Source organism: Clostridiales bacterium (assembly GCA_017961515.1).
Taxonomy (GTDB): Bacteria; Bacillota; Clostridia; order Acetivibrionales; family RGIG10202; genus RGIG10202.
The window spans coordinates 61,330-85,402 of the sequence record JAGCXC010000092.1 but is presented as its reverse complement, the minus strand read 5'-3'; the positions used below and the strand labels follow the sequence as shown (position 1 = coordinate 85,402).

Genomic DNA, 24,073 nt, shown 5'->3' with positions numbered 1-24,073 from the left:
TTGAGAGGGGCAAAAATTTAATGAAAGATTGTGTAAAAGTGATAGGTGCAGGGCTTGCAGGATGTGAAGCAGCTTGGCAGATAGCTAACCGAGGTATATTTGTTAAACTATATGAAATGAAGCCTAATAAGAAGTCTCCCGCACATCATAGGGAGACATTTGCTGAGCTTGTTTGCAGTAATTCTCTAAGATCTAATCAATTAGAGAATGCGGTAGGATTACTAAAAGAAGAAATGAGAATGTTAAATTCTATAATAATGGAGGCAGCGGACAATACAAAGGTTCCAGCAGGTGGTGCATTGGCTGTTGATAGGGATAAATTTTCGGATTATATTACGGACAAGATACGTAATCATCCCAACATAGAGATTGTGCATCAAGAGGTATGTGATATCGATTTAGATGAGTATGTTGTTGTAGCGACGGGGCCATTAACGTCAGAAAAATTATTTGATGGTTTAAAAAAGATACTAGGTGAAGATTATTTACATTTTTTTGACGCGGCAGCACCTATCGTATATTTAGATAGTGTAGATCAAGAGAAGGCGTTTAAGGCATCAAGGTATAATAAGGGCAGTGATGATTACATAAATTGTTCTATGAATAAACAAGAATACGATGAATTTGTAAATAATTTAATCCATGCAGAACTTGCCGAAGTAAAGCATTTTGAGAAGGAAGTTGTATTTGAAGGGTGTATGCCAATAGAGACAATGGCCAAAAGGGGGTATGACACAATAAGGTTTGGACCACTAAAACCAGTGGGGTTAATTAACCCGAGAACTGGAGCGGAGGATTATGCGGTGGTTCAGTTAAGACAAGATAATAGTGATAAAACGCTGTACAATATAGTGGGTTTTCAAACAAGGCTAAAATGGGGAGAGCAAAAAAGAGTATTTGGTTTAATCCCGGCTCTAAAAAATGCTAAGTACGCGAGGTACGGAGTTATGCACAGAAATACATTTATAAATTCGCCCAAACTTCTTAGTGATGTGTATTCATTAAGGGATAGGGAAAATATATTTTTCGCAGGGCAAATAACAGGAGTAGAAGGTTATATAGAATCAGCATCATCAGGACTTGTAGCGGGTATTAATATTGCAAGGAAATATCGAGATAAAGATAAGATAGTTTTTCCTAAGACTACAGCAATAGGAGCGTTGGCCTTATACGTATCAAATAATACGATTAAAAATTTTCAACCAATGAATATTAATTTTGGATTAATGGATCAACTAAAAGAGAAGATAAAAGATAAAAAAATAAAAAATCAGAAGATAGCGATGTTGGCGATAGAAGAGCTAGTTAAAATCAAAGAAAAGTATGATTTGTGATTATTTGAGTGGGTACCGTATAGTCAATCGGGGTTTGAGATCAAATCTTGATTGGCTATTTGTGATTATTAGTGAATGAAACATGATGGTACGAAATACGAACCGTTGCAAATTCATGTCAAATGTTATATAATAAAAAATCTAAAATTATGAATATGAATCTGAAAATATATTTAAGACAAAAGAAGTAAGATTTAAGAAAGGAAAGTGAGTTTCGTGGACAGAAACGAAAAATTAGAGAAAAAATTTAATGAAAACTTAGAAGATTTATTGAATATTGAAATAACGTTAGAGGATATAGCTCTATCAAATGGGGGAATGCAAGATGTGTTAGAAAGTATAAATAAGGTGGAGTATGAAGATAGAGAATTAGCAAGAACAAAAGATATATTACTGGCAACCCAAGATAAAATAGCACAAGCTAAAATAGCACAAGAATATTTAAAAACCGTACAAGATAGTGCTGAAAAAATAAAGGAAAATATAAGAGGATTAGTGGATAAATTAATAGAAAGGAAAAGAGATATAAGTAATCTTACTGCAACTTGCCAGGATGTAAAAAGAAGTTATGGAAACATACTAAGAGGACTAAGAATAATAGCAGAAGTTTTAAGTAATTCAAAACTAGAGCCAGATATGGTACAGGGTAGTCTTAAGATGATAGCTGACGCTAATAAGGTTTGTATGTCGGGATGCAAGAATATGGTAGTAACACTTCTAACTAATTTTGGTGATGATATTTCAAAAAAATTTAATCATATAGTTAAAATAGATGATGAACAAAATCAACTAAAAAGAGTACTAAAGAATGTATTTTATAAAGCACGTGTCAATGTAGCAAGGAAAGCAATAAATTGTTTTTTTATGGAAAGATTAAAGATAAATACAGAGAATCCACACTATAAAGCTTTATGTACTGAGGTGTTAAATGAGATATATAACTTTAATATTCCGGATATAGATTCAAAAGATACATTTCAAACTGATATTGATAAGGCTAGGATAAAATGGCTTTTTTTAAATTATATAGGTTCAATAAATATATTTAAAATTGTATACGCTGAGGCAATTGAGATTTTTCACAATGAATTTCAGAACAATAGAAAAATGTTTGAGTATCTGGTAATTTGGGGAAACCAATATATCACGAAAAATAAATTGTTAGATCAAGTAGGAGATGTAGTGTTTTTTTTGAGTAGGTACGTGACAAAGGAAGACCATGATTATGAACCAAGATATGCTGCATTAAAAGAGATAATTAGAGATAGTGGTTTTGTTAAAAAGGTGCTAAGTGAAAAAGAATATTTACCTACCCCTAAAGAAATTGGTTTTATTATACATGATATGAGGACTAGTGAGGAGATTTATAAATTTAATCAGACATTTATAGAGAAAATAGATAATGAAAACTTTGTAAAGATTGTTATAGATGGTATTAGCTATACTAAAAATTATGAAATACTAAGTCAGGAGGTCTTGCAAAAACTTATAGAAAAGCAAAGCCAAATTGCAATAGAGTATTTATTAAAGGCAAAAGGCAGGGTAAAAATAGAAAATATAGATAAGTTTAATGTGGACAATGATACAAGAGTATCTGTTACTATATGTTTGGGTAAAGATCAAGAGAAGATACAATTTTTAAAGGAGTATATGAAAGCTTACAAAAGAGATTTTTATAGAGTAAGATCAATGCTGGTATATGCTATTAGCAGAGGATCTAAAGATATAGCAAACTGGTTAATAGAAAATGATGTAGAGTTAAATATTAAAATGGAAAAAGGACAGTCAGTGCTACATTATGCTATTATAAACAAAATGTATAACATCGTAGGTGCTCTAATAGATAGAGGAGTGGATGTAAATATTAGAGATGAATATGGCAAAACAGCACTTTTATACGCTTATGATTTGGATGTACCTAAAGATATATCAAGAAAATTGTTTGAGAAATCGGATATAACACAAGATTTATGCGATAATTATAGGTTGTTGTTAAGTTATGCTATTGAAGTTGGAGCACCTGAAAGAGTAATAAATACACTCATAGAATCGAGACTTGATATGGAAAAGATAAATTTTAAAAAAGTAATATTTAAGAGTGTATTTTTGGGAAAAGTATCATTAAAAATAATAAAGAAATTAGTAGATAAAGGTTTAGATATACATGTAGTAGATGAAAGAACAAAACAAACAGCTTTGATGCAAGCAATATGTAGTGGAGCATCCGAGGACATAGTAAACTATTTTATAAATAAAGAAGTGGATGTGGATGCAACGGATAATAAGGGAAGGACAGCGTTAATGTATGCGCTAATTATGAAAGAACCAATAGAAGTTATAAAAAATTTATTGAAGAAAAAGGCAGCAATCAATAAATTTGATAAAGATAAAATAACTCCTCTTGGTTATGCAATTAAAGAAGGTTATCCAATAGAAGGAATAGAGTTTCTAGTAGAGAAGGGTGCTAAATTAGAGAGTGCATTATCACATAGATCAGTAAGGGAGATATTTACCCAAAATATCAGTGCATTAAATATGTTGCAAGATTATTTGGATAAAGAGGACAGATCAAATAGTAATATAATAAGAACTCATCTTATGCATGCGATTTTGTATAATGTACCTATTGATGTGTTTAAAGAATTATTAAATAAGGGAGAATCAATACAAGAAAAAGACAGTGAAGGTAATACAATATTAATGTATGCTATTTCACAAGATAAATTGGATGATAGAGATGAAATTGTAAAAGAGTTAATATCTCGTGATGTAAGTTTGATAAATGAACAGAATAATGATGGATATACAGCATTAATGACCGCGGTAAGGTATAGACATGAGAAAGTAATAAAAATGTTAATAGATGCTAAAGCTGATGTAAATAAGGTGGACAAAGATGGAAGAACAGAATTATTATTTTTATCAGGGAATGTTTTTAACAGAGATGAAGAAGAATGTGTTAAACGTATTATAGATATGTTATTGGATGCTAAAGCAGATATGTATGTGGAAGATAATAGAGGAGAATCACTTTTTCAAAAAATGAGCAGAATGTATTGGTTCGATGATTCTATGTTTAGAGTGTTTAATAAATTAATGAATAGGCATGATCCTTCTAACAAATATCAAAAAACAGTATTAATGTGTGCAATGGATGCAAAGCAGGATGTTTATAAAATTTTAAAATTAATAAAACAAGAACAGAAAATAGACAAGACTGATATTTATGGTAGAACACTTCTTATGTACGCTGCACGTAATGGATATGGTTCAAAAGTAATGAAAGCTTTGGTAGATAAGGGGCAAAAGATTAGTAGTTTAGATAATAATGGTAAAAGTCTACTTGAATATGCAGTAGATGGAGAAGCAAAAAGTATTATAGATAGTTTGGTAAAAGGTACTAAAAAGGTAAATTTGGAAAAATTACTTATATACGCAGCAAAACAAGGCTCATTAAATATGATGAAATTATTGGTAAAATGTGGAAAGCTAGATATAAATAATAAAGATGAAAATGGATGGACGATTTTAATGCATTTCATTAAAGAGGGGAATTATAAAAGAGGATTATCTTGGGCTCGTTGGTTTAAAGATAATGGTGTCAACATTGAAGAAAAAAATAATGATGGACAGACGGCTGTAGATTTAGCAAAAGGGAAAGAACATTCACATGGGATTCAATATTTGTTTGGTAAAAGAAAAAGGGAAGAAGAGGTGCCAGGAGAAAAATCTTCACATAAAAAAGAAAAATATAAAAGGATAAAATTAGAGTTAGCTCAAAAAAAAGATATATTGCGTATAATAAAAATCTTAGGGGAGAGGAGAGGGACAGAAAAGGAAAAAATACAGAAATCGTGGAAAGTAAGTATTAACTTTAGTGCGTTAACATGGAGAATTAGGAATTTACAGATGCAAAATATAATACGAGAGGTAGTGTTTAACACTCGACAGCTAGGCAGAGTAAGAAATTTACAACAGATTAGGCATCCACAAAGAATAAATATGAATGATATACCTCGTGAAAACATGGAACGAAATGGACGAGAGATGTAAATTAGGTAGAAGTTTTTTGCTTTTGGTAAAAGGTTTCTTATCTTGTTTTGTAAGATGCTGTATTACCAATATTATAGGTTGTAATTTAAATAAGAATTTGATAGAATAGGAATTAGGGGGAATTATCAAGCATTAGAGAGGAGTGCATGTTATGACAAATGAGTTCGATGATGAAATGAAGATACGTGATGACGAGAATAATTTATGTGACAGTGAGGCTAGTGATTTGACAAATGATGTAGCTGATGATATATATAGCAAGGAGCAAGGCAAAGATAATAATGCATGTGATAAAAAGGAAGAAGAGTATAGCAATGTTGTTGATGAATTGTACTCCAATCCAAATGGCAATGAATACGGTAGTGCAACAGATGATTTATATGAAGTTTCAGATGATGGCAGAGAAGAAAAGGATGTAGTAGTGGGTGATAATAGCCGTTATATTAATGAAGGACACGAGAAAGATGAAAATTTCAAAAAGCATTGTTCATATGGTAGTGAATTTGATTATATGAGCTATATGTCAGGGGCTAAAGATTTAAAGGAAGATATATTTGAGGAAGAAAAGGAAGAAGATGAAATAAAATTGAAAAGTGAAAAAAGTATATTTAAGACTATTATTATTTCAATGCTAGTAAGTTTGCTAGTGTCGGCCAGTGTTTGTGGTGGATTTTTGCTTGTGGTATCATATTTTAATAATGGTAGTATTGACTCAAAGTCTAAGGAAGTATTTACAACGCATAAGATGGTTACAATAGAAAATAAATCAGATGAGCTAGTAGCTGAGATAGCCGAAAAGGTTAGCCCGTCTATTGTATGTATAAAAGAGACAATTCTTACGAGAGATTTTTTATTTGGTATTACGGAAGCTAAAGGTCATGGATCAGGAATAGTTTTTAGAGAAGATGGATACATTTTAACTAACAATCATGTTATAGAAAGTGCGTTAGAAAGCAATACGAATAACTTGGCGAAGGGCTGTAAGATAGAGGTTATATTGCCCTCGTCGAGTGATAATAAAACTTATGAAGCAAAGGTTATAGGAAGAGATTCCAAGACAGATTTGGCCGTTATAAAAATAGAAAAGACAGGGCTTGTAGCTGCAACTTTTGGTAATTCAGATGAATTAAGAGTAGGAGAGATTGCTGTTGCGATAGGTAATCCGTATAGTATAGAGTTTATGGGAACTGTTACATCGGGAATAATAAGCGGACTTAATAGGACAATTCAGAGCGAAGATGGAAGACAATTTAAGTTGATACAAACAGATGCAGCAATCAATTCAGGTAATAGTGGAGGAGCGCTTGTTAATTCAAAGGGCGAAGTGATAGGAATAAATACTCTAAAACTTGTGGACTCAGGAATAGAAGGACTAAGTTTTGCAGTTCCATCTAATACTGCAAAGGAGATAGCAGACAACTTAGTTGAATATAAGTATGTTAAGGGAAGACCATTGCTTGGTATAACAATTGATCCAAGGTACACAGAGTCTTTAGCAAAAAGATATGGTATGCCAGCAGGGGTTTATGTTTATAGTGTAGATTTATTGAGCGCAGCCTACAAAGCTGGTGTCGAAGTGGGAGATGTAATTACAGAATTTAATGGAGTAGCAGTTAAGAATATTAATGAATTGAATGCTCAGAAAGAAAAATATAAAGCGGGGGATGAGGTGACGCTTAAGATATATAAAACAAAAGATGGAAAAGCAAAGACTGTGAGAGTGAAGTTAGGAGAAGATGTAGGTACGAGTTCGTAGTAAAATAGATGCTATGTGGTAAGTTTCACATAGCATCTCTAACTAGATAATGGAGTATCGAAAGGGGAAGACATGAAAATTTTATTTGTGACATCAGAGATGTATCCCTTTGTTAGGACAAAGGATATGGCTAATTTTTCGTATGATCTAACTAGGCATTTGGCTAATCAGGATGTTGAGGTTAGGGTAGTAATGCCTAAGTATAAGAACGCCGATATAAAAAAATTGCAATATGTGTGTGATTTTAGTGTTGACATGGCTAATAGACAGGAGACATGTATTATAAAGAAGACTCTTATAGGCCGAGTAGAGGTTTATTTTGTAGAAAATTATCAATATTTCGGTAGAGACTTTATGTATGCATATGAGGATGATTGCGAGAGATTTGCATTTTTTTCAAATGCAGTTGTCAAGATGATAAAACATATAGATTTTAGGCCTTGTGTAATACATCTAAATGACTGGAGTACAGCGCCTGTTAGTATGATAATTAATGAGAATAAGAGAGATGATGCATTTTATAAAAAAATAGCATTAGTGTACACGATACATGATTTAACGTGTCAGGGAATTTGCTCCAAAGGATTTTTGAGATTGATGGGCGTTAACGATACTGCATTTAGTTTTGATAAGGCTGAGTATTATAATATGTTAAATTATGCAAAAATGGGTATTACATATTCAGATATTGTAACTACGGTAAGCGAAACATATGCGCAAGAAATAAAGGAGAGAGCATATGGCAATGGATTAGATGGAGTGCTAAGATCTAGAGGAGCCGATGTTTTGGGTGTGCTAAATGGAATAGATCAGAGAGAATTTAATCCAAGGACAGACAAGGTTTTACACAAGAATTATGACTATATTAGTTGTAGGTCGAAGCTTGCTAATAAATATTTTTTGCAGGATAAGCTAAACCTTCCGCGAAAAGATGTGCCTATGATAGCGTTTATTGCGCCTTTAACGGAAGAAAAAGGTGTAGAGATATTGCTAGAGTCTATGGATGATATATTAAAAAACGATGTGCAATTAGTGATAGTGGGTGTGGGGACTGCGGTGTATGAATATTCAATAAAGTTTGCTATGTCCAAATATAAATATCAGATTTTTGCGTTAATAGGGGAAGACGATGAATTAATAAGACAAATATTTGCAGCAAGTGACATATTTTTAGCACCATATAGAATGAATCCTTGTGGCAAAAATGAATTAATAGCGTTAAGGTATGGAGTGGTTCCAGTAGCAACGGGTGTTGGTAGCCTAAGAGATGTCATAGTAGATGTAAGAAAAGATGAAAAAGGGTATGGGTATATTTTTGAAAGATTTTCGAAATCTAATATGATGGAGGCATTAGCTAGTGCAATTGTTGACTATGAAGATAAAGATAAATGGTATTCTATGGTGGTTCGTGCGCTAAAGAAAAATTTTTCTTGGACTAAGACCACGGCTAGTTATAAAGGTATATATAAGCTTTTTGCTGAAGATGTTCGTAAGCCTATAAATTTTTCTGATTGTAGGCAGATGGATAATGAATTACATCAAGATTTTAGAGAAAGTATCAATTTAATTTAGCCAAGAATAGAAGGAAAAAAGAATTATAGAGAAGGGTAGTTAGAAAAGTGAAAAGAAAAGAAAAAGTTAAAGAGATACTTAAAGTATTGACAAAAGAGTATGGAGATGCTAAGTGTACATTGGAGTATAATACGCCGCTTGAGCTTTTGGTTGCAACTTGTCTTGCAGCGCAGTGCACAGACGCACGTGTGAACATAGTTACAAAAGAGTTATTTAGAAAATACAAAGATATATATGATTTTGCAAAAGCAGATGTTAAGGAGTTAGAGATTGATATAAAACCAACTGGGTTTTACAGAAATAAAGCTAGAAATATTATTGATGCATGCAACAAGATGATTAGTGATTTTGACGCAAAAGTGCCCGATAATATGGAAGATTTATTGACATTGCCAGGAGTAGGTAGAAAGACCGCAAATCTAATACTTGGTGAAGTGTACAATGAAAGTGCGGTCGTAGTGGATACACATTGTATGCGAATTACGACTAAGTTGGGGCTTACAGATAAAACGAGTGCAACAAAAATAGAGTGCGACTTAAAAAACATAATAGAACCTAAAGATCAATTACTTTTTTGCCATTTGATGGTTTCGCATGGAAGAGCAGTGTGTAAGGCAAGGAATCCGAAGTGTAGTAATTGTAGTATAAGAGATCTTTGTGAAAAGATGTTGTTAAAGTAAAAAAATCAATACCTATCCTGTGACACGCTCAATGTATAATGGGTGTGTCAGCCTTTAATTGTAAAAAAAAATAATAATAATACCGATAATTTACTTGATAAATGTGTATAATAACGTAAAACCAATAAGTCGCTTTATGTTGAAGGAGTGAATTCAATGGTAAAAAAATCTTCTTATATGGCAAAAGTGTGTATGGTAACGGTTTGTACCATCCTATTGGGTATTGTTGGATTTAAAGTGTACAAAAGAACAATATCCTATGCAGATTGGTTGGAGAATGGGGTTATAAAAAATAATATACCGGCATCAGAAGATAATATAACTTTAGATTTTTTAGAAGATAAATATAATATTCCAAATAGGACTATAAGCAGGAAAGAGCCTAATAACACAGGCCTTAAATTAGTATATAAAGATAAATCTTGGTTATACATAGATGAATATATTAACATAGGAAAAAATAATGAAGTTGCTGATAATCTTAATTCTAAAGACATAGTAGTTTTTGATTTGGCACCAGGATATGAAGCGATATTAATTGATGGAACCAATGAAACAAGGATATTGGGCCCATTAAGGCTAGTAGGTAAGAATTATGATGAGGATCCAAAAGGAAAATATTCAATTAATTCGGCAGTTACAGATGGGTATATAGTTGATGATTATAACGTTAATAGTATGTACAGTAAAATGTGGGACTATAATGAGACAGATTGTTGGTCTACACCTGGAAATGAAGTAGATGGGGATCCGTATGAGAGAAAAAATGTGAAAATATATAATATGAAAAAGATACGAGTAAAAAGAGTAGCTTTAAGAGATGGAGTTTATCTAATGAGAGATGTATATAACGTAATTAATGGGCCAGATGATTCAAAAGGAAGAGATGGAATGGGAAAAGGCGCATATTGTTATATAGATCCATTAGTTTTTCAGGAAAATTTTGAAAAATATAAAAAAGATGGGAGAACCCCAACATTAGTTTCAAGCGATGAGTTTAAAACTGGATCAATGGTAAATAGTATAATGATTGTAGGTAATTATGAAGTCAGATTAAAAAGGGAAAAAGAGAATACAGGGAAAGGAACATCTGAGCAACGTATATGCATAAAAGGAGGAAAAAATAAGATTGTAAGTGTAGTAGATTTTTGGAGATTACATGATAAAGGAGAAGAAGGAGCACACGGGACTAATGATTTTTCAAGCTTGAGTATAACTAGCATATTAGAAGAAACAGGAGATGAAAAAACAGATAGTAGTTTTTATGAGGGGTGTGTAAAGTTTTACGACGATAACGAATTTAGAAAAATTAAATTTGAGTACAAAAAAGGTAAAGAAAAAGGTTATATTGCAAGATACGAAGATGTAGTTAAAGTGCATGAATTGCCCCAAATTACAGAGGACACAGCTGTTACTGTTTATACAGGGAAAAATTTCACAGGAAATTATATGAAGTTTTATAGAGGAGAGGTATATGATAGAGAATATGCAAATATAGAAAAGATAAAATCCTTAGAAGTGGCTCCTAATGCTAGGATTATATTCTCGAATGTTAAAGATTGTATTCTATCAGAAGAAAATAATGGTAAAATATATAGTGATAAAGGAGACGTGAGAATTGTAATTGATGGTCCGTGTGTCGTAGAGGATTTAGAGAAAAGTTTGAATATGTACTATTTGGATCCGAGTTGGACTGAAGAGGATGATGGGAATAATAAGGTGGTTATAGAGAAGGAAAAAGATACAGATAGTACTAAGAGTAAAGAGAATACCGAGAGCAAAGAAGATGACAATAAAGCTATATGTAGAAGGACATATGAAGATAATACAAGGGCATTTGTAGTGGAGCCGAAAGTAGAATATAATCCATTTGCTGTATTATATATTAAGCCAAATGGTGTAGGAACTTTTAAAGAGTTTAATAAATTAGGGGAAAAAATTAGTTTAGGAGATTATTATCCACAGTCTATAGCAATAAAGGGTAGATATTTTGCTAAATTTTATGATTCGACAGGAAAAATAATTAAGACATTAATAGGACCGATTGAAAATATAAGGACAGATTTACTAAATGCAGAGGAGACTAAAGTATTAGAAAGTACCAATGATAACACAATTGAAGATACTGAAAAATTAATTAAGTTTTATGAAAAATATAAAGATATGAAAGTATTAATCGGAGCTTCTACGCAAAGAGATTCAAAGGGCCGAAGTATTGAAAACGTTGATGGTATAGTTTTGTATAAGGATATAAACTACAATAGTGGTGCAGTAGCGCATGAGAATGTATGGTCATGTTTTAGAGTAGATGCAGATACAGGAAAATTTATAAAAGGAGATTCCGAGGTTTTAGATTTACGGAATAAAGTGGCTACTACAAAGACAGAGGGTGGTGATGGAGAAGATAATAAAGATGTAGAAAATATTGATACTGAAAGTAATGATATAGTTGGAAATGAAGCTACCATGGAGGTAGAAAATGATAATATAGGATCTATAAAGATAAGTGGATCGCTTCTTGGAAAATATAAAATTAAATTGAAATTAAAAGGAAACGAAGAAGAAATAGAGAGTAATAACAGTATAAAAGATCTAAGGGAATTTGTAAAAGCAAAAGAAGATGAGAATGTTATAATTGAAAAGATAACATTAGAAAAACTAGGCGAAAGAGATGAGTTTGAAATTTTAATTGATTCAACAAATAGCACTTTTAATGGAATTATTAAAGATACTAAAAAGCTTATAGCAGTAAAAACCAAAGATGAGCGTGTATCAAAGAACAATGGAACAGATTTAAGTGATGATGTAAATTATGATACAGAAGAGAGAAATGTATACTTAGTGGATTTGTTTGGAGCATATGACAGTAGCGGAAGTACAATACTTAGTAAACTTGGTATAAATTATGAATATGTATACGAATATGATGTAAGTTCACAAAAAGACGATAAGCTAGTGGGCATAAAGCTTATTCGTAATATAGGTATACCCGGTACAACTAATGTAAAATTGAAAAAATCAGGAGATAATATAAAGACTTATAAGGACGTAGATAGTAAAGTAGGAACTATAACAAGGGAGATAGAGGTAAAGTTTAATCAAAATGAAGAGTCTGTTGCTATGGCATTAGCAGGGACTAAAATGGCGTTTGGTTCAAATGGGGTAGTGGGTAAAGCCAGTGTAGGAGAATATATATCAAGTGATGAATATAATCAAACGAGTGAATGCCGGAATTTAGTTATAACTGATCATGGGTATTACTCAGGGAATGCTACAAAAGTAAAAAATGATAGCACGGTGGTATCTAGAAGTTATAGAGATATTATGGAAGTTCCTGTTATGTTGGTAAAAGAAGTGAAAGCGAAACAAAATGGAAAAACAATACAATATTTAGAGATTGCAACAGAGGAGGATGTTGCCAATACAGGAGAAGCAACAATACATTTATATGTACCGGTAAAATATACACAAAACAAAAAGACAGAAAAGAGTTATTTAATGTCGCAACTAGGTTTTTAGTAAATTTGACTTTGTTTAATAATTGTAATATTATTGATGTCAGAGTTTCGACCAAGAAAGAGGTGGCGGGTAGTGATATCAATAAGAGCAACTGATGTTAGTTTCTCATTTGGAGATAGATATATATTAAATAATACAAGTTTTGCGATAGGTGATAGAGATAAAGTGGGGTTAGTTGGAGTAAATGGTGCAGGGAAGACTACATTATTTAAGTTGATTGTGGGGGATTACGTACCGGACTTAGGAAAGATAGATGTAGCTTCTAATACGAGTATATTGCATCTAGATCAGATAATTGTATCGGATTCTTCGAAGACTATTTTGGAGGAAGTGTTAGAAAGTTTTGCAGATTTAATAAGTATGGAGAGAAAGCTTTCGGAATTAGAGCAAGAAATGTTGATTGAGAAAAATGAAGATAAATTACATGCTTTAATAAAAAAACATGCAAGTGTTAGTAATCAATTTAAAGATGATGGTGGTTATGAGTATTTTAGTAGAGCTAAGGGTATACTAAAGGGGCTAGGTTTTAGCGAAAATGATTTTAGTAAAAAAGTAAGTCTATTAAGTGGAGGACAGAAAACGAGGTTAAGACTTGCTAAATTGTTAAACCAAGAGCCTCGGATATTGCTGTTAGATGAGCCGACAAACCACCTAGATATAGAATCAGTAGAGTGGCTTGAGCGTTTCATAAATAGTTACAATGGATGTATAATATTAATATCTCACGATAGATTTTTCTTAGATCAGACAGTCAATAAGATAATGGAGATAGAAAATTCTACAGTGATAACATATGATGGGAATTATAGTGCGTACGCAGCTAAGAAGGAAATAGATAGAGATATACAACAAAGACAACATGATAATCAACAAAAAGAGATAGCCAAGATGGAGGCGTTTATTAGGCAACAGAAGCAGTGGAATAGACAGCGTAATATAGTTGCGGCCGAAAGTAGACAAAAGGTTATAGATCGCATGGTCAAAATAGATAAACCATCCAGGCTACCTGATAGTGTAGGTTTTAGTTTTAAACCAAAGAGAACTAGTGGTACTAGAGTACTTAGTGTGCATAATGTTAGTATGGCATATCCGGGTGTGGATTTGTTTAGGGAGGTAGCGTTTGATATAATTCGTGGTGAGCGTGTATTTCTTTTAGGAGAGAATGGCATAGGTAAGTCGACATTGTTTAAAATAATATTGGGCAAGGTTAGTCCGTTATCAGGAGATATAAATATTGGAACTAATGTGGATGTTGACTATTATTCGCAAGAGCTTGAGGGACTTAATGATACGAATACGGTATACAAAGAGGTGTTGTACGATACTGAAGGGTTCTCTGAAACTGAAATAAGAAATGCACTGGCAAGTTTTTTATTCAAGGGTGATAGCGTAAAAAGAGATATTGCAAGTTTAAGTGGGGGAGAAAAAGGTAGAGTTGTGTTGTGTAAGATTATGTTGAATGGGGCAAATTTTTTGTTATTGGATGAGCCTACAAATCACTTAGATATAAATTCGAAAGAAGTGTTAGAAAAAGTACTTTTAAACTACGATGGAACGCTTTTTATTGTATCACATGATAGATATTTTATAGATAAGCTTGCGACAAGGGTAATAGAACTAACTAAAAATGGTGTAATAGATGTTTCGGGAAATTATTCTTTTTATAAGGAATATAAGAACAATTTGTCACTTAGTGTAGAGGATAAATCGGTGTCTAAAGTGTCAAAGGCGAAAGAGGACTACAATATGGCAAAAGAAGAAAAACGTCTTAAACAAAAGTTAACAAGAAAAATACAAGAGTGTGAGAAAAAGATAGAGGAGATTGAACAACAGATTTGTGAAGTAGAACAAGAGATGGGAAATCCTGATATTATGTCAGATTATATAAGCCTTCAAAAACTAAGTGATAAGGAACAAGAACTACGAAAAATATTGGATGCGACATATACAGAATGGGAAGAGGTTCTTACTAAAGTTAACGAAAATTAGGTTGTATATGTGTGCAAAATATGATAATATTTAACGTAGGTGATATGTGTAAAATTTTAGTTGTGCAAATAAATTTTTACAAAGGGAGGATTCACACATGTTCAAGAGAAAATTCAAGCAGATGATTTTAATGTTAATGTGTGCAATTGTTTGCTTGACACTTATGCAGACAGTTATAGCGGCAAATGGAGAATTCAATTTTGTTGATGAAGAAACAGGAGTTAGGTTTCATGCAGAAGCGGGTATAGTTCCTGAAAATGCTGTTATGGCAATTAGACAGATTATACCAGGTATACATGCAGAGGAAGATGCCGAGTTTTCTGCAATACTAGAGGATCTAGATGAGGCTGTACGTAGTCAAGTAGAGAAATTAGACGCATATATTGTAGATCTGCTAGATGGCGACTCTAAGCCAATACAGCCTGATGGATATATTACAGTGATGATTCCTGTACAGGATGATTTTGACCAGGAGGATTTGGCAGTTTTAAGAGTAATCTCTGGAGATGATGTGATGTATGAAAGTGAGCTTACTACTATAGACGGACAGAAGTATTGCGTGTTTAAAACAAATCATTTTAGCACATATTGTTTAGTAGATAAGATAGGGAAAAACGATTCGGCAAGTGTATATTTGCCGTATATTATATACGCAGCAGTGTTAGTAAGTGTGGTTTGTTTATTTTTTGCAATGCACAGGCCTCAAATTAGAATGTAATGAGAGATTAAGGAGAAATATTATGTTTGATATAGTTATGTTTGTAGGAGATTTTTTGGTAGATTGTGCTATGATATTGTTAAGTCTAATAGGAAGCATAGTGGTGGTAGGATTGGTATTAGGTATACTAAAAAGTTGGATATGCCAGTATATGCAGTATGCATTAGGGTTTGGAGGTGTTTTAATCACTGCTTGGATAGGTACACCAATACATGAATTAGGACATGCCTTGTTATGTTATGTATTTCATCATAAGGTAAGAGAGGTGCGTCTGTTTAATCCTGATATACAAAGTGGCGTATTGGGTTACGTTAACCACTCATACGACAAACGTAGCGTATACCAAAAGATAGGTAATTTTTTTATAGGGATAGCTCCTATATTAAGTGGTACGGGTGTTATAATGTTGCTTATGGCTTTGTTATTACCCAATGAGTGCAATCAAATGATTACTACCGTAAGATCATTTAGTTGGCCAAGTGAAATATCATTAGATGCAGTGATTTTATTGAGAGAGAGTATAGAACAGTTGTTTAGTGTTTTGTTTACGGCGGAAAACATAAGAAGTGTGAGCTTTTGGATATTTATCTATTTAGCCGTGTCTATATCATCGCATATGGCCTTGAGTAAAGCGGATTTAAGAGGTGCATCCAGTGGTATAGGAACTATGTACATACTTATAGTTTTGGCAAACATAGTAATTAGATTGTTTAATATAGACATGACTAGTGTAGCAAATGTATATTTCTTGTGTAATTCGTATTTGATAGCTATGCTTACTATAGCGGTATTTTGTTCATTATGTTCATTTTTAATTAGTATAATTTTGTATGGCATAAGAAGTGCGTTTGTTTAGATAAGAGATTAAAGTAGTGGCCCATTTAGGAAGCCACTACTTTAATCGTAGTAAGGCTAATATAATCAATATTATTCCTGGTATGGATGACATAATTTTAGAATTAATCAATTTAGGTTGATCTTTATTGTTTATTTTATTGCCAATTAAAAGTCCCCAATTTAAGAAAAGCAGTTGACCTAATCCTATAGCGAAGGGAAGTAACATAATACCGCATCCAAGTAAACAAAAGCTTATTCCTGCGCCAATTGAATCGAGAGACAATGCGAATCCTAATATCAAAGATTCACTTAAAGTAGCGTTATTAGATTCGCTAAGTTTTGTTGTAGAAGAGTTGTTTTTTGTATCGAATGCTCGAAACAGCGAATATATTCCCATACAAAAAAGAATACATATGCCTAAATATTTTCCAAAGTTGTAACTTAAATTATTTGACATAAAATGACCGACTAGCAAAGATGCACCTGAGTATATAATAGACAATATGCAAATTGCGTATTGATATATTCGAGGGATGTATTTTCTTTGCATGCCGTATACAAGCCCTGCACCTAAAGAATCAATGTTTAGAGAAATAACTAAAAGTAATGTACTAAAAATCATATAATAACCTCTTAAGCTTTAAAGTATCTATAGTAATTATATGATAATAACATGATTTTGTTTACATAACTTAAATGAAAAATTAGTCATAAATGATGTTAGACAAGAATAATACTAAGACAAGGTCAAAAAAAACAAAGCAAAAGAGGGTGTAGCTAAAGTGATAAATAAGATAGACGGATTAACGAGCAAAGAAGTTTATATGTCTTACAATAGATATGGAGCGAACAAGATTGAAATGAAGAAGAAAATCTCGCCCATAAAAATATTTTTAGATCAGTTTGGTGATTTTATGGTATTGATATTGTTAGCCAGTACAGCTATATCATTGTTCATGGGGGATATACTAGAAGGGGTTACTATAATAAGTATCGTTGTGGTGAATGCTATATTAGGATTTATACAGGAATTTAGAACTGAGCGAACGATAGAAAAGTTAGGTAAGCTTGCATCACCGCACGGGACAGTTATACGAGATGGTAAAGTTATTGTTATTGATGCACAAGACGTAGTAGTTGGAGATGTAATATTGTTGGAGGCTGGAGATAGAGTTCCCGCCGACGGATATATAATTGATGAAACAGATTTAAAAGTAGATGAATCTTTGTTGAGTGGAGAATCATGTGCAGTACAAAAAATAGTTGCTAAAAATGACAAGAATAAGGATGTATGTAGGGTATATATGGGTACACTTGTCAAAAATGGTTGTGGTAAGGTTGTGGTAGACAAGGTTGGAATGGAGACTAGTATGGGTAAAATTGCAAATATGATACAGAATGTAGAAGATGACTTTACTCCATTACAAAAGAGGCTAGAGAGTTTAGGAAAATTTATAGTGTTAATATGCGTAGGAATATGTTTGGTTGTAGCGCTAACAGGAATACTAAGAGGAGAGCCAGTGATGGATATGTTAATATCAGGTATAACGTTAGCAGTTGCAGCAGTGCCAGAAGGATTGCCAGCTGTAGTTACAATAGCATTAGCAATAGGTGTATCTAGGATGGTAAAAAAGAGTGCACTAGTTAAAAAGTTGCCATCAGTTGAGACGTTAGGATGTGCGACGGTTATTTGTTCAGATAAGACAGGGACTATCACAAAGAATATGATGGATGTAAGACGTATTTACATAAACAATAAAAGTATTAATGTTGATGGCGTAAAAGGGATAGATATAAATAAATTATCTAAAGCACTAAAGATAGGAGTGTTGTGCAATAATGTAAGGATAAGCAACAATGAATTAATAGGCGATGCAACAGAGATTGCGTTAATCAAAGTGTATCAAAAATTTTTAAATGATTATGATACGTTTATTAATAGTAAGAATAGGATAAAAGAGATCCCATTTAGTTCAGAAAGAAAATGTATGTCAGTCTTATACGACGACAATGTGATATATACTAAAGGTGCCCCAGAAGTAATATTAGATAAGAGTAGTAAGATATTATTAGAAGGAGAGGAGGTAGCATTGACTTCTAGTATAAAGGCGAGGGTTTTAATGGAGAATAAAAAGATGGCCAACAATGCGCTAAGGGTGATAGCGGTTGCATATGGTAAGTCTTATGATGGCAGTGTAGATGAGAAGAATCTAACATTTGTAGCATTGATGGCAATGATGGATCCACCAAGAGAAGGAGTGCTTGAGGCGGTGAATGAGTGTAGAAATGCTGGAATACGAACAATAATGATTACTGGAGATAATAAAGAGACGGCAATAGCAATAGCAAAAGAGGTAAATATATTAGGTAAAGATGATTTGGCGATATCAGGTAAAGAGTTGGATGCTCTTACAGAACAAGAACTAGATAATAAAATAGAGCATATAGCAGTATTTGCCAGAGTAACATCAAAACATAAATTAAGGATAGTTGGTGCACTAAAAAATAAAGGAGAAATTGTTGCGATGACGGGAGATGGAGTAAACGATGCTCCAGCAATAAAAGAGGCCGATATAGGCATATCAATGGGTATAACAGGGACAGATGTGTCAAAGGAAGCAGCATCTATGATATTAATGGATGACAATTTTTCTACAATAGTGCATGCAGTAGAAGAAGGAAGAGTGATTTATAGCAATATACGAAAATTTATACGATACATGCTAGCTTGTAATATTGGAGAAGTACTTAGTATGTTTCTTGCAATATTGGCAGGGTTACCATTTCCATTAGTTCCAATACAGATATTGTGGGTAAATTTAGCGACAGATGGATTACCTGCTATTGCGTTGGGGTTAGAACCAATGGAGATGGGGATAATGAACAGTCCGCCAAAGAAAGATAGCAGAAACATATTTTCGGATGGGTTGTTAAAAATGATTTTTGTTAGAGGATTAATTATAGGAGTTACAACACTTGCAGTTTTTTATACTATAGTAACAATTACGAATGATATAGACAGAGCAAGGACTGGAGCATTTATGACATTAGTCATTACTCAACTAATACATGTTTTAGAGTGTAAATCAGAGAAAAAGAGCTTTATAAAAATAAATTTGTTGAATAATAAATTTTTACTTTTATCAATATTTATATCTATGGCAATGATGTTGATTGTGGTTTATATACCTAATTTGCAGAGTATATTTAAAACGGTATATATGAGTGCAAGTGACTGGTGTATAGTGTTGGGATTCTCACTTTTAGGCCCTGTCAGTGCAGGTATATCAAGTATGTTTGTTAAAACTAGTGGCGCACATAAGAAGATATAAAAAAATACCTCCTCAGATTAATTGACAAAAAAATAGTGAAAATAAGTCTTCAAATTAAGTTGAATTAAGCTTAATAATATGATAAAATCTAATTTGATATAAGGATTGTTAGAGTGTGGTGCGTTTGCACACGAGATAGAGGTTTGCGATATAAAAAAGTTAATACATGGGAGGCATTTTTTGTGAAAAAAGCAGTAGTAATAGGTATATCTGGTGGATCAGGCTCAGGTAAGACGACGCTTGCGAAAAAACTTAAAGAGCATTTTTATAATGATGTTACATTGTTATGCCAAGATCATTATTATAGGTCGTTTTCTCATTTGACACATGATGAGAGAAGAAAACTAAATTTTGATCATCCTTCGGCGTTCGATATTGATCTTTTGGCTGATCATCTAAACAGTTTGATAAATTTTAAACCAATACAAAGGCCAGTATACTCCTTTATTGAGAATAATAGATTAGAAGATACTGTACTAGAAGAGCCAAGAAGTGTAATTATATTAGAAGGAATTTTGATATTTGAGTTTAAGCAGTTGTTAAGTCTTATGGATATAAAGGTTTACGTTGATACCGATTCTGATATTAGATTTGCGAGAAGAATCACTAGGGATATTCACCAAAGAGGACGAAGTGTGGACAGTATTGTAAACCAGTATTTGCGTACAGTAAAACCTATGCATGAAGCATTTGTTGAACCTAGTAAAAAATACGCAGACATAATTATTCCAGAGGGTGGGCTAAACCATGTGGCCTATTCTATGTTAGTAGATAAAATAAATGGTATTTTAAAGTACGGAGATAAGGATCATATATTTAAGAAGAAGTAGATAGAAAGTTATACTACATACTAGCAAAAACTCTCGATGGTAAGAACATGAAAAATGTGATGGAAGGGTTTTTGCGAACCTGTTTTGCAATTTTGTTAAAAAATGCGTATTTACTTTTTAAATAAAGTGTGATAATATAGCTGTTGCAGAATGGTAAGTAAGTAGGGGGTAAGATTATGAAAAGAATTTTTGGAAATTTGTTGTGTGCAATGGTAGTGTTTTTGTCAGGAGTTAGTAGTGCATTTGCAGCAGATGCAACTGTATTATCAGAAACGAAATCACTTAATGTATTGAAGAGAGTAGAGAATGGCATAGTGTTAGTTCCATTAAGAGAAGTGGTAGAATTTATGGATTATGATGTGTCATGGTATGCATCAACAAAGGAAATAAAAGTTGCCAAGGATTTTAAAGGTGCGGTTTACAAAATTGATAGAAAAAGTGTTATTAGTGATAATGTTTTGAAAAAAATTAATGTTGCACCTAAAATTTTAGATGGAAAAACATATGTTTCGTTAGACGCAATAGAGAAGGGGTTAGGCCTAAAAGTACATAATAGTAAGGATGGTTTAACTTTTACAAGAGATAATTACAAAAATGAGAATTGGTTAAAAATAGTTCCAATTAAAAAGGTCTATAATCATAAAGACAATTCAGGAAAAGTTCTAGCAAGTGTCAGTGTAGAGGTACCTCAAGTAGAAAATTCACAAAATAAAGAAGGCTTAGAAAAAATAAATAATTATTACAGAGATGTCGCTAGAGTATCTTTTGATGAATATAAAAAACTTTTACCATCGGATTTATTAAATCGTATGGGTAAGGAAGTTAGGTATGAAGATAGTTTCTTTGTGACATATAATGCAAATGATGTATTATCAATAGCGACAATACATAGAAACAAGTCAAATGTTACTGTAAAATGTGATGTATTTGACATGAATACAGGAGATAAACTAGTTTTAAACAATATTTTAAAAGGAACACCAAAGGAAGTAGAAAAATTCAAGGTAGATACAATGAGAAAATGTTGTAAAAACACAAATATTACTTCAAAAGATATTGAGTTTTATGTAGATGATAAAGGGGTAGTTCTATTAGTGAACAAGAATGCGGATGTTTTGGAACATAGAATTAATATTTCGGGGAACAGAAGTAAATTCAAGAAAAACTTACAGAACGTTTTCAATTTTGGCCAAGAAGTTTTGACAAAAGAAGTTGCAAGAGAATACGTTGGAAAATCTATAAGATTTATAGATAAGTCGATTATCGAAGGTGACGAGTGTTACGTTTTCCAAGAAAGATCAGGTAATGAAATAGTTGCTGTAGACAAGAATCTTGAGAAAGTTTATATGCTAAACAGAAAAGACAGATTGTATACAGTGCTAAGTAAAGCTAATGTTAGTGATGTGCTAAGTGATAGAATGGCACTAAACAAAGTTAGATCTGCAGTTAATAATGAAGAATATACATACGATTTGTGTGGATATATGAAAAATGATGAAAATGATCATGTGTACAGTTTGGTTAATGTTAAAGATTTAGAGGGTACAGTTGATTATAAGATTGCGGTGAGCAAAGTAGATGGATCTTTATATAAGTGTAAAGGTAAGGTTCAAGGTGAGTTAAAGGCCAATAATGACGGTACAGTATCTGCAGTAGGTTGTTTTGAAATAGATGACAACGTTACTGATATTAGTAATTGGGGAAGAGTATGTCGTAAATTGGGAAGCAAGATGTTAATAAGAAAGGATGGCACTGGAATTTACTACGTGGCTTGTGGTAAAGGAAAAGAAGTTCCTTTTAGATTAATTAATGAAGATGGTAAGACTTATATGGAGATGCAAAATGAAAAGTTTTTAGTTGAGGTAAAAGAAACTAATCAAAATAAGTATTTGTGTGTGCATGAAAATATAGTTGATGCTCAAAAAGGAAATAGCTGCTGGAGAATGGTGACAGACGGATATAGTGTATTTAAATTACTAGATAGTAAGGGAATACAGTAAGATAAGGAAGGGTGTATTATTATGAAAAAAAATCTTAGAGTGATTGCAGTAGTAGTTGCTGCGATTGTATCAATAGGATCAGTAAATGTATTTGCAGAAGGTAAGGAGTCTTTAAAGTCTAGAATTACTGCTTGGAAGCCATGGGAGTATTTTTATTCTCCTAGCGTTAGGGAAGCAAAGAAAGCTAAGAAGGCACAGGATGCAGCAAAAACTAATAATGTAGAATCTAAAAAAGGAAATAAATCAGGATCAAATGTAGCGGTTCAAGAAGATAAGAAAAAGACAAAAAGATCAAGAAGAGGAAGCTCTGTAGGATCAAGTTCAGCTATTAAATCAGTAGAAGAAGTTGTTATGGAAAAAGGAGATATTTGCCTACATGAGTGCAATGAAGAAGGAGCAAAGCAGAAAACTTTAGATGATATATATATTGGTGAGTATCGTTTAAAGAAAAATATGAATATAATAAAATATGAAGATAGAAATTCCATTAGTAGCATTTATAGTGAGGATTTGATAAAAAGATTGAGTACTCTTAAAATAAATGACGATTACACAGGTAGTTTTAAGATTGGAGTTAATGGAGAGGAAATAAAGTTTGTAGTAGAAAGACAAGATAACAATGCATATGTGCAATTAGTATCAAAAAGAGGTGCTAAGTTAAATTACAGATATAAGTTAAGTACAGTAAAGCTTGGGGATAAATACTTTTTGATTTTTGATAATATATGCTGGGAAAAAAGTGGTTTATACGGCATATCTAAGAAATACACAAAAAGAGATGTAAAGATGGGATCATCTAATCAAGGTTTTTCTGTAGAAGTGCCACATATAGGATGTCCAACAAATGGAGAGGCTAAGATAAATACGCATTTTAAAAAAGTTTTGAATGATGAGTATAAAGAGCTAGAAAAATTACTTAAGAATTGTAATTATTATCATGCAGTTAGTGACTATGTTGTTGAGTGTGACAAGAATGACATTCTATCGGTGTTAAGAGAAAGAAATGTACTTACTAGACAAGGTATGAATGGAAGCAATATGCAATACAAAGCTTGTGCTGAAGTTTTTAATAAGGCAACAGGAGAGAAGTTATCATTAAATGATATATTAAAAGGACCAGATGGAGTTATACAAAAATTTGTAGTAGCTTGCTATAGAAATGATTCTGGTGATAGCAAAAGTGTAAGAGCAGATTTTGGTTCAACTAGTGCCAATTTAGAATTTAAAGATGCAGATATATTAAACAAAGTTAATTTTTACGTAGATGGTGAAAATTTAGTGTTTGTATTAGATGTATTTGATGGGTCACATCCAGAAGTAGGTAAGGCTGTACACAAAGTAAATATTGAAAAAAATAAAAATTTATTTACAAGTGATTTTTTGGCTAGGTTAAAAGGATAGAAAGTAAATATTAATGCGCCCTGCAATGACATAGGTCAAGGGAGGGCGCTTA

14 protein-coding genes are annotated in these 24,073 nt (G+C 32.5%); 13 read left to right on the top strand and 1 reads right to left on the bottom strand.

The window, feature by feature from the left end:
- Positions 1–20 precede the first annotated feature (20 nt).
- From trmFO to J6Y29_06715, 9 genes are all read left to right on the top strand, one after another.
- A complete protein-coding gene (gene trmFO / locus J6Y29_06755; GenBank protein MBP5427565.1) occupies positions 21–1,334 on the top strand; it encodes a methylenetetrahydrofolate--tRNA-(uracil(54)-C(5))-methyltransferase (FADH(2)-oxidizing) TrmFO in 1,314 nt (437 codons plus the stop codon).
- Between the two features lie 216 nt (positions 1,335–1,550).
- Positions 1,551–5,387 carry an ankyrin repeat domain-containing protein gene (locus J6Y29_06750; GenBank protein ID MBP5427564.1) on the top strand — a complete coding sequence of 1,279 codons (3,837 nt, stop codon included), beginning with the start codon at positions 1,551–1,553 and terminating at the stop codon, positions 5,385–5,387.
- 511 nt (positions 5,388–5,898) lie between these two features.
- Entirely contained in the window at positions 5,899–7,143 is a 1,245-nt protein-coding gene (locus J6Y29_06745) for a trypsin-like peptidase domain-containing protein (protein MBP5427563.1), read from the top strand.
- Between the two features lie 72 nt (positions 7,144–7,215).
- Complete coding sequence (locus J6Y29_06740) at positions 7,216–8,715, top strand: glycogen synthase (GenBank protein MBP5427562.1); 1,500 nt, start codon at positions 7,216–7,218, stop codon at positions 8,713–8,715.
- A 47-nt stretch (positions 8,716–8,762) separates the two neighbouring features.
- Entirely contained in the window at positions 8,763–9,395 is a 633-nt protein-coding gene (gene nth / locus J6Y29_06735; GenBank protein ID MBP5427561.1) for an endonuclease III, read from the top strand.
- A gap of 156 nt (positions 9,396–9,551) precedes the next feature.
- On the top strand, positions 9,552–12,914 hold the full coding sequence (locus J6Y29_06730) for a hypothetical protein (GenBank protein ID MBP5427560.1): 3,363 nt from the start codon (positions 9,552–9,554) through the stop codon (positions 12,912–12,914).
- A 36-nt stretch (positions 12,915–12,950) separates the two neighbouring features.
- Positions 12,951–14,903 (top strand): ABC-F family ATP-binding cassette domain-containing protein, encoded by a 1,953-nt coding sequence (locus J6Y29_06725; GenBank protein ID MBP5427559.1) that lies wholly within the window; start codon positions 12,951–12,953, stop codon positions 14,901–14,903.
- A 97-nt stretch (positions 14,904–15,000) separates the two neighbouring features.
- Positions 15,001–15,621 (top strand): hypothetical protein, encoded by a 621-nt coding sequence (locus J6Y29_06720; protein ID MBP5427558.1) that lies wholly within the window; start codon positions 15,001–15,003, stop codon positions 15,619–15,621.
- 22 nt (positions 15,622–15,643) lie between these two features.
- Positions 15,644–16,477 carry a hypothetical protein gene (locus tag J6Y29_06715; protein ID MBP5427557.1) on the top strand — a complete coding sequence of 278 codons (834 nt, stop codon included), beginning with the start codon at positions 15,644–15,646 and terminating at the stop codon, positions 16,475–16,477.
- Between the two features lie 36 nt (positions 16,478–16,513).
- Here the strand turns inward: J6Y29_06715 and J6Y29_06710 are convergent, their stop codons facing one another.
- Entirely contained in the window at positions 16,514–17,080 is a 567-nt protein-coding gene (locus tag J6Y29_06710) for a manganese efflux pump (protein MBP5427556.1), read from the bottom strand.
- Between the two features lie 160 nt (positions 17,081–17,240).
- Between J6Y29_06710 and J6Y29_06705 the strand changes: the two genes are divergently transcribed.
- The 4 genes from J6Y29_06705 (at position 17,241) to J6Y29_06690 (ending at position 24,021) form a co-directional block, all read left to right on the top strand.
- Positions 17,241–19,790, top strand: a complete 2,550-nt coding sequence (locus J6Y29_06705; GenBank protein MBP5427555.1) for a calcium-translocating P-type ATPase, PMCA-type — start codon at positions 17,241–17,243, stop codon at positions 19,788–19,790.
- A gap of 182 nt (positions 19,791–19,972) precedes the next feature.
- Positions 19,973–20,620 carry a uridine kinase gene (gene udk, locus J6Y29_06700; GenBank protein ID MBP5427554.1) on the top strand — a complete coding sequence of 216 codons (648 nt, stop codon included), beginning with the start codon at positions 19,973–19,975 and terminating at the stop codon, positions 20,618–20,620.
- Positions 20,621–20,796: 176 nt separating this feature from the next.
- A complete protein-coding gene (locus tag J6Y29_06695) occupies positions 20,797–22,620 on the top strand; it encodes a hypothetical protein (protein MBP5427553.1) in 1,824 nt (607 codons plus the stop codon).
- A 21-nt stretch (positions 22,621–22,641) separates the two neighbouring features.
- Positions 22,642–24,021 (top strand): hypothetical protein, encoded by a 1,380-nt coding sequence (locus J6Y29_06690; protein MBP5427552.1) that lies wholly within the window; start codon positions 22,642–22,644, stop codon positions 24,019–24,021.
- Positions 24,022–24,073: the final 52 nt, after the last annotated feature.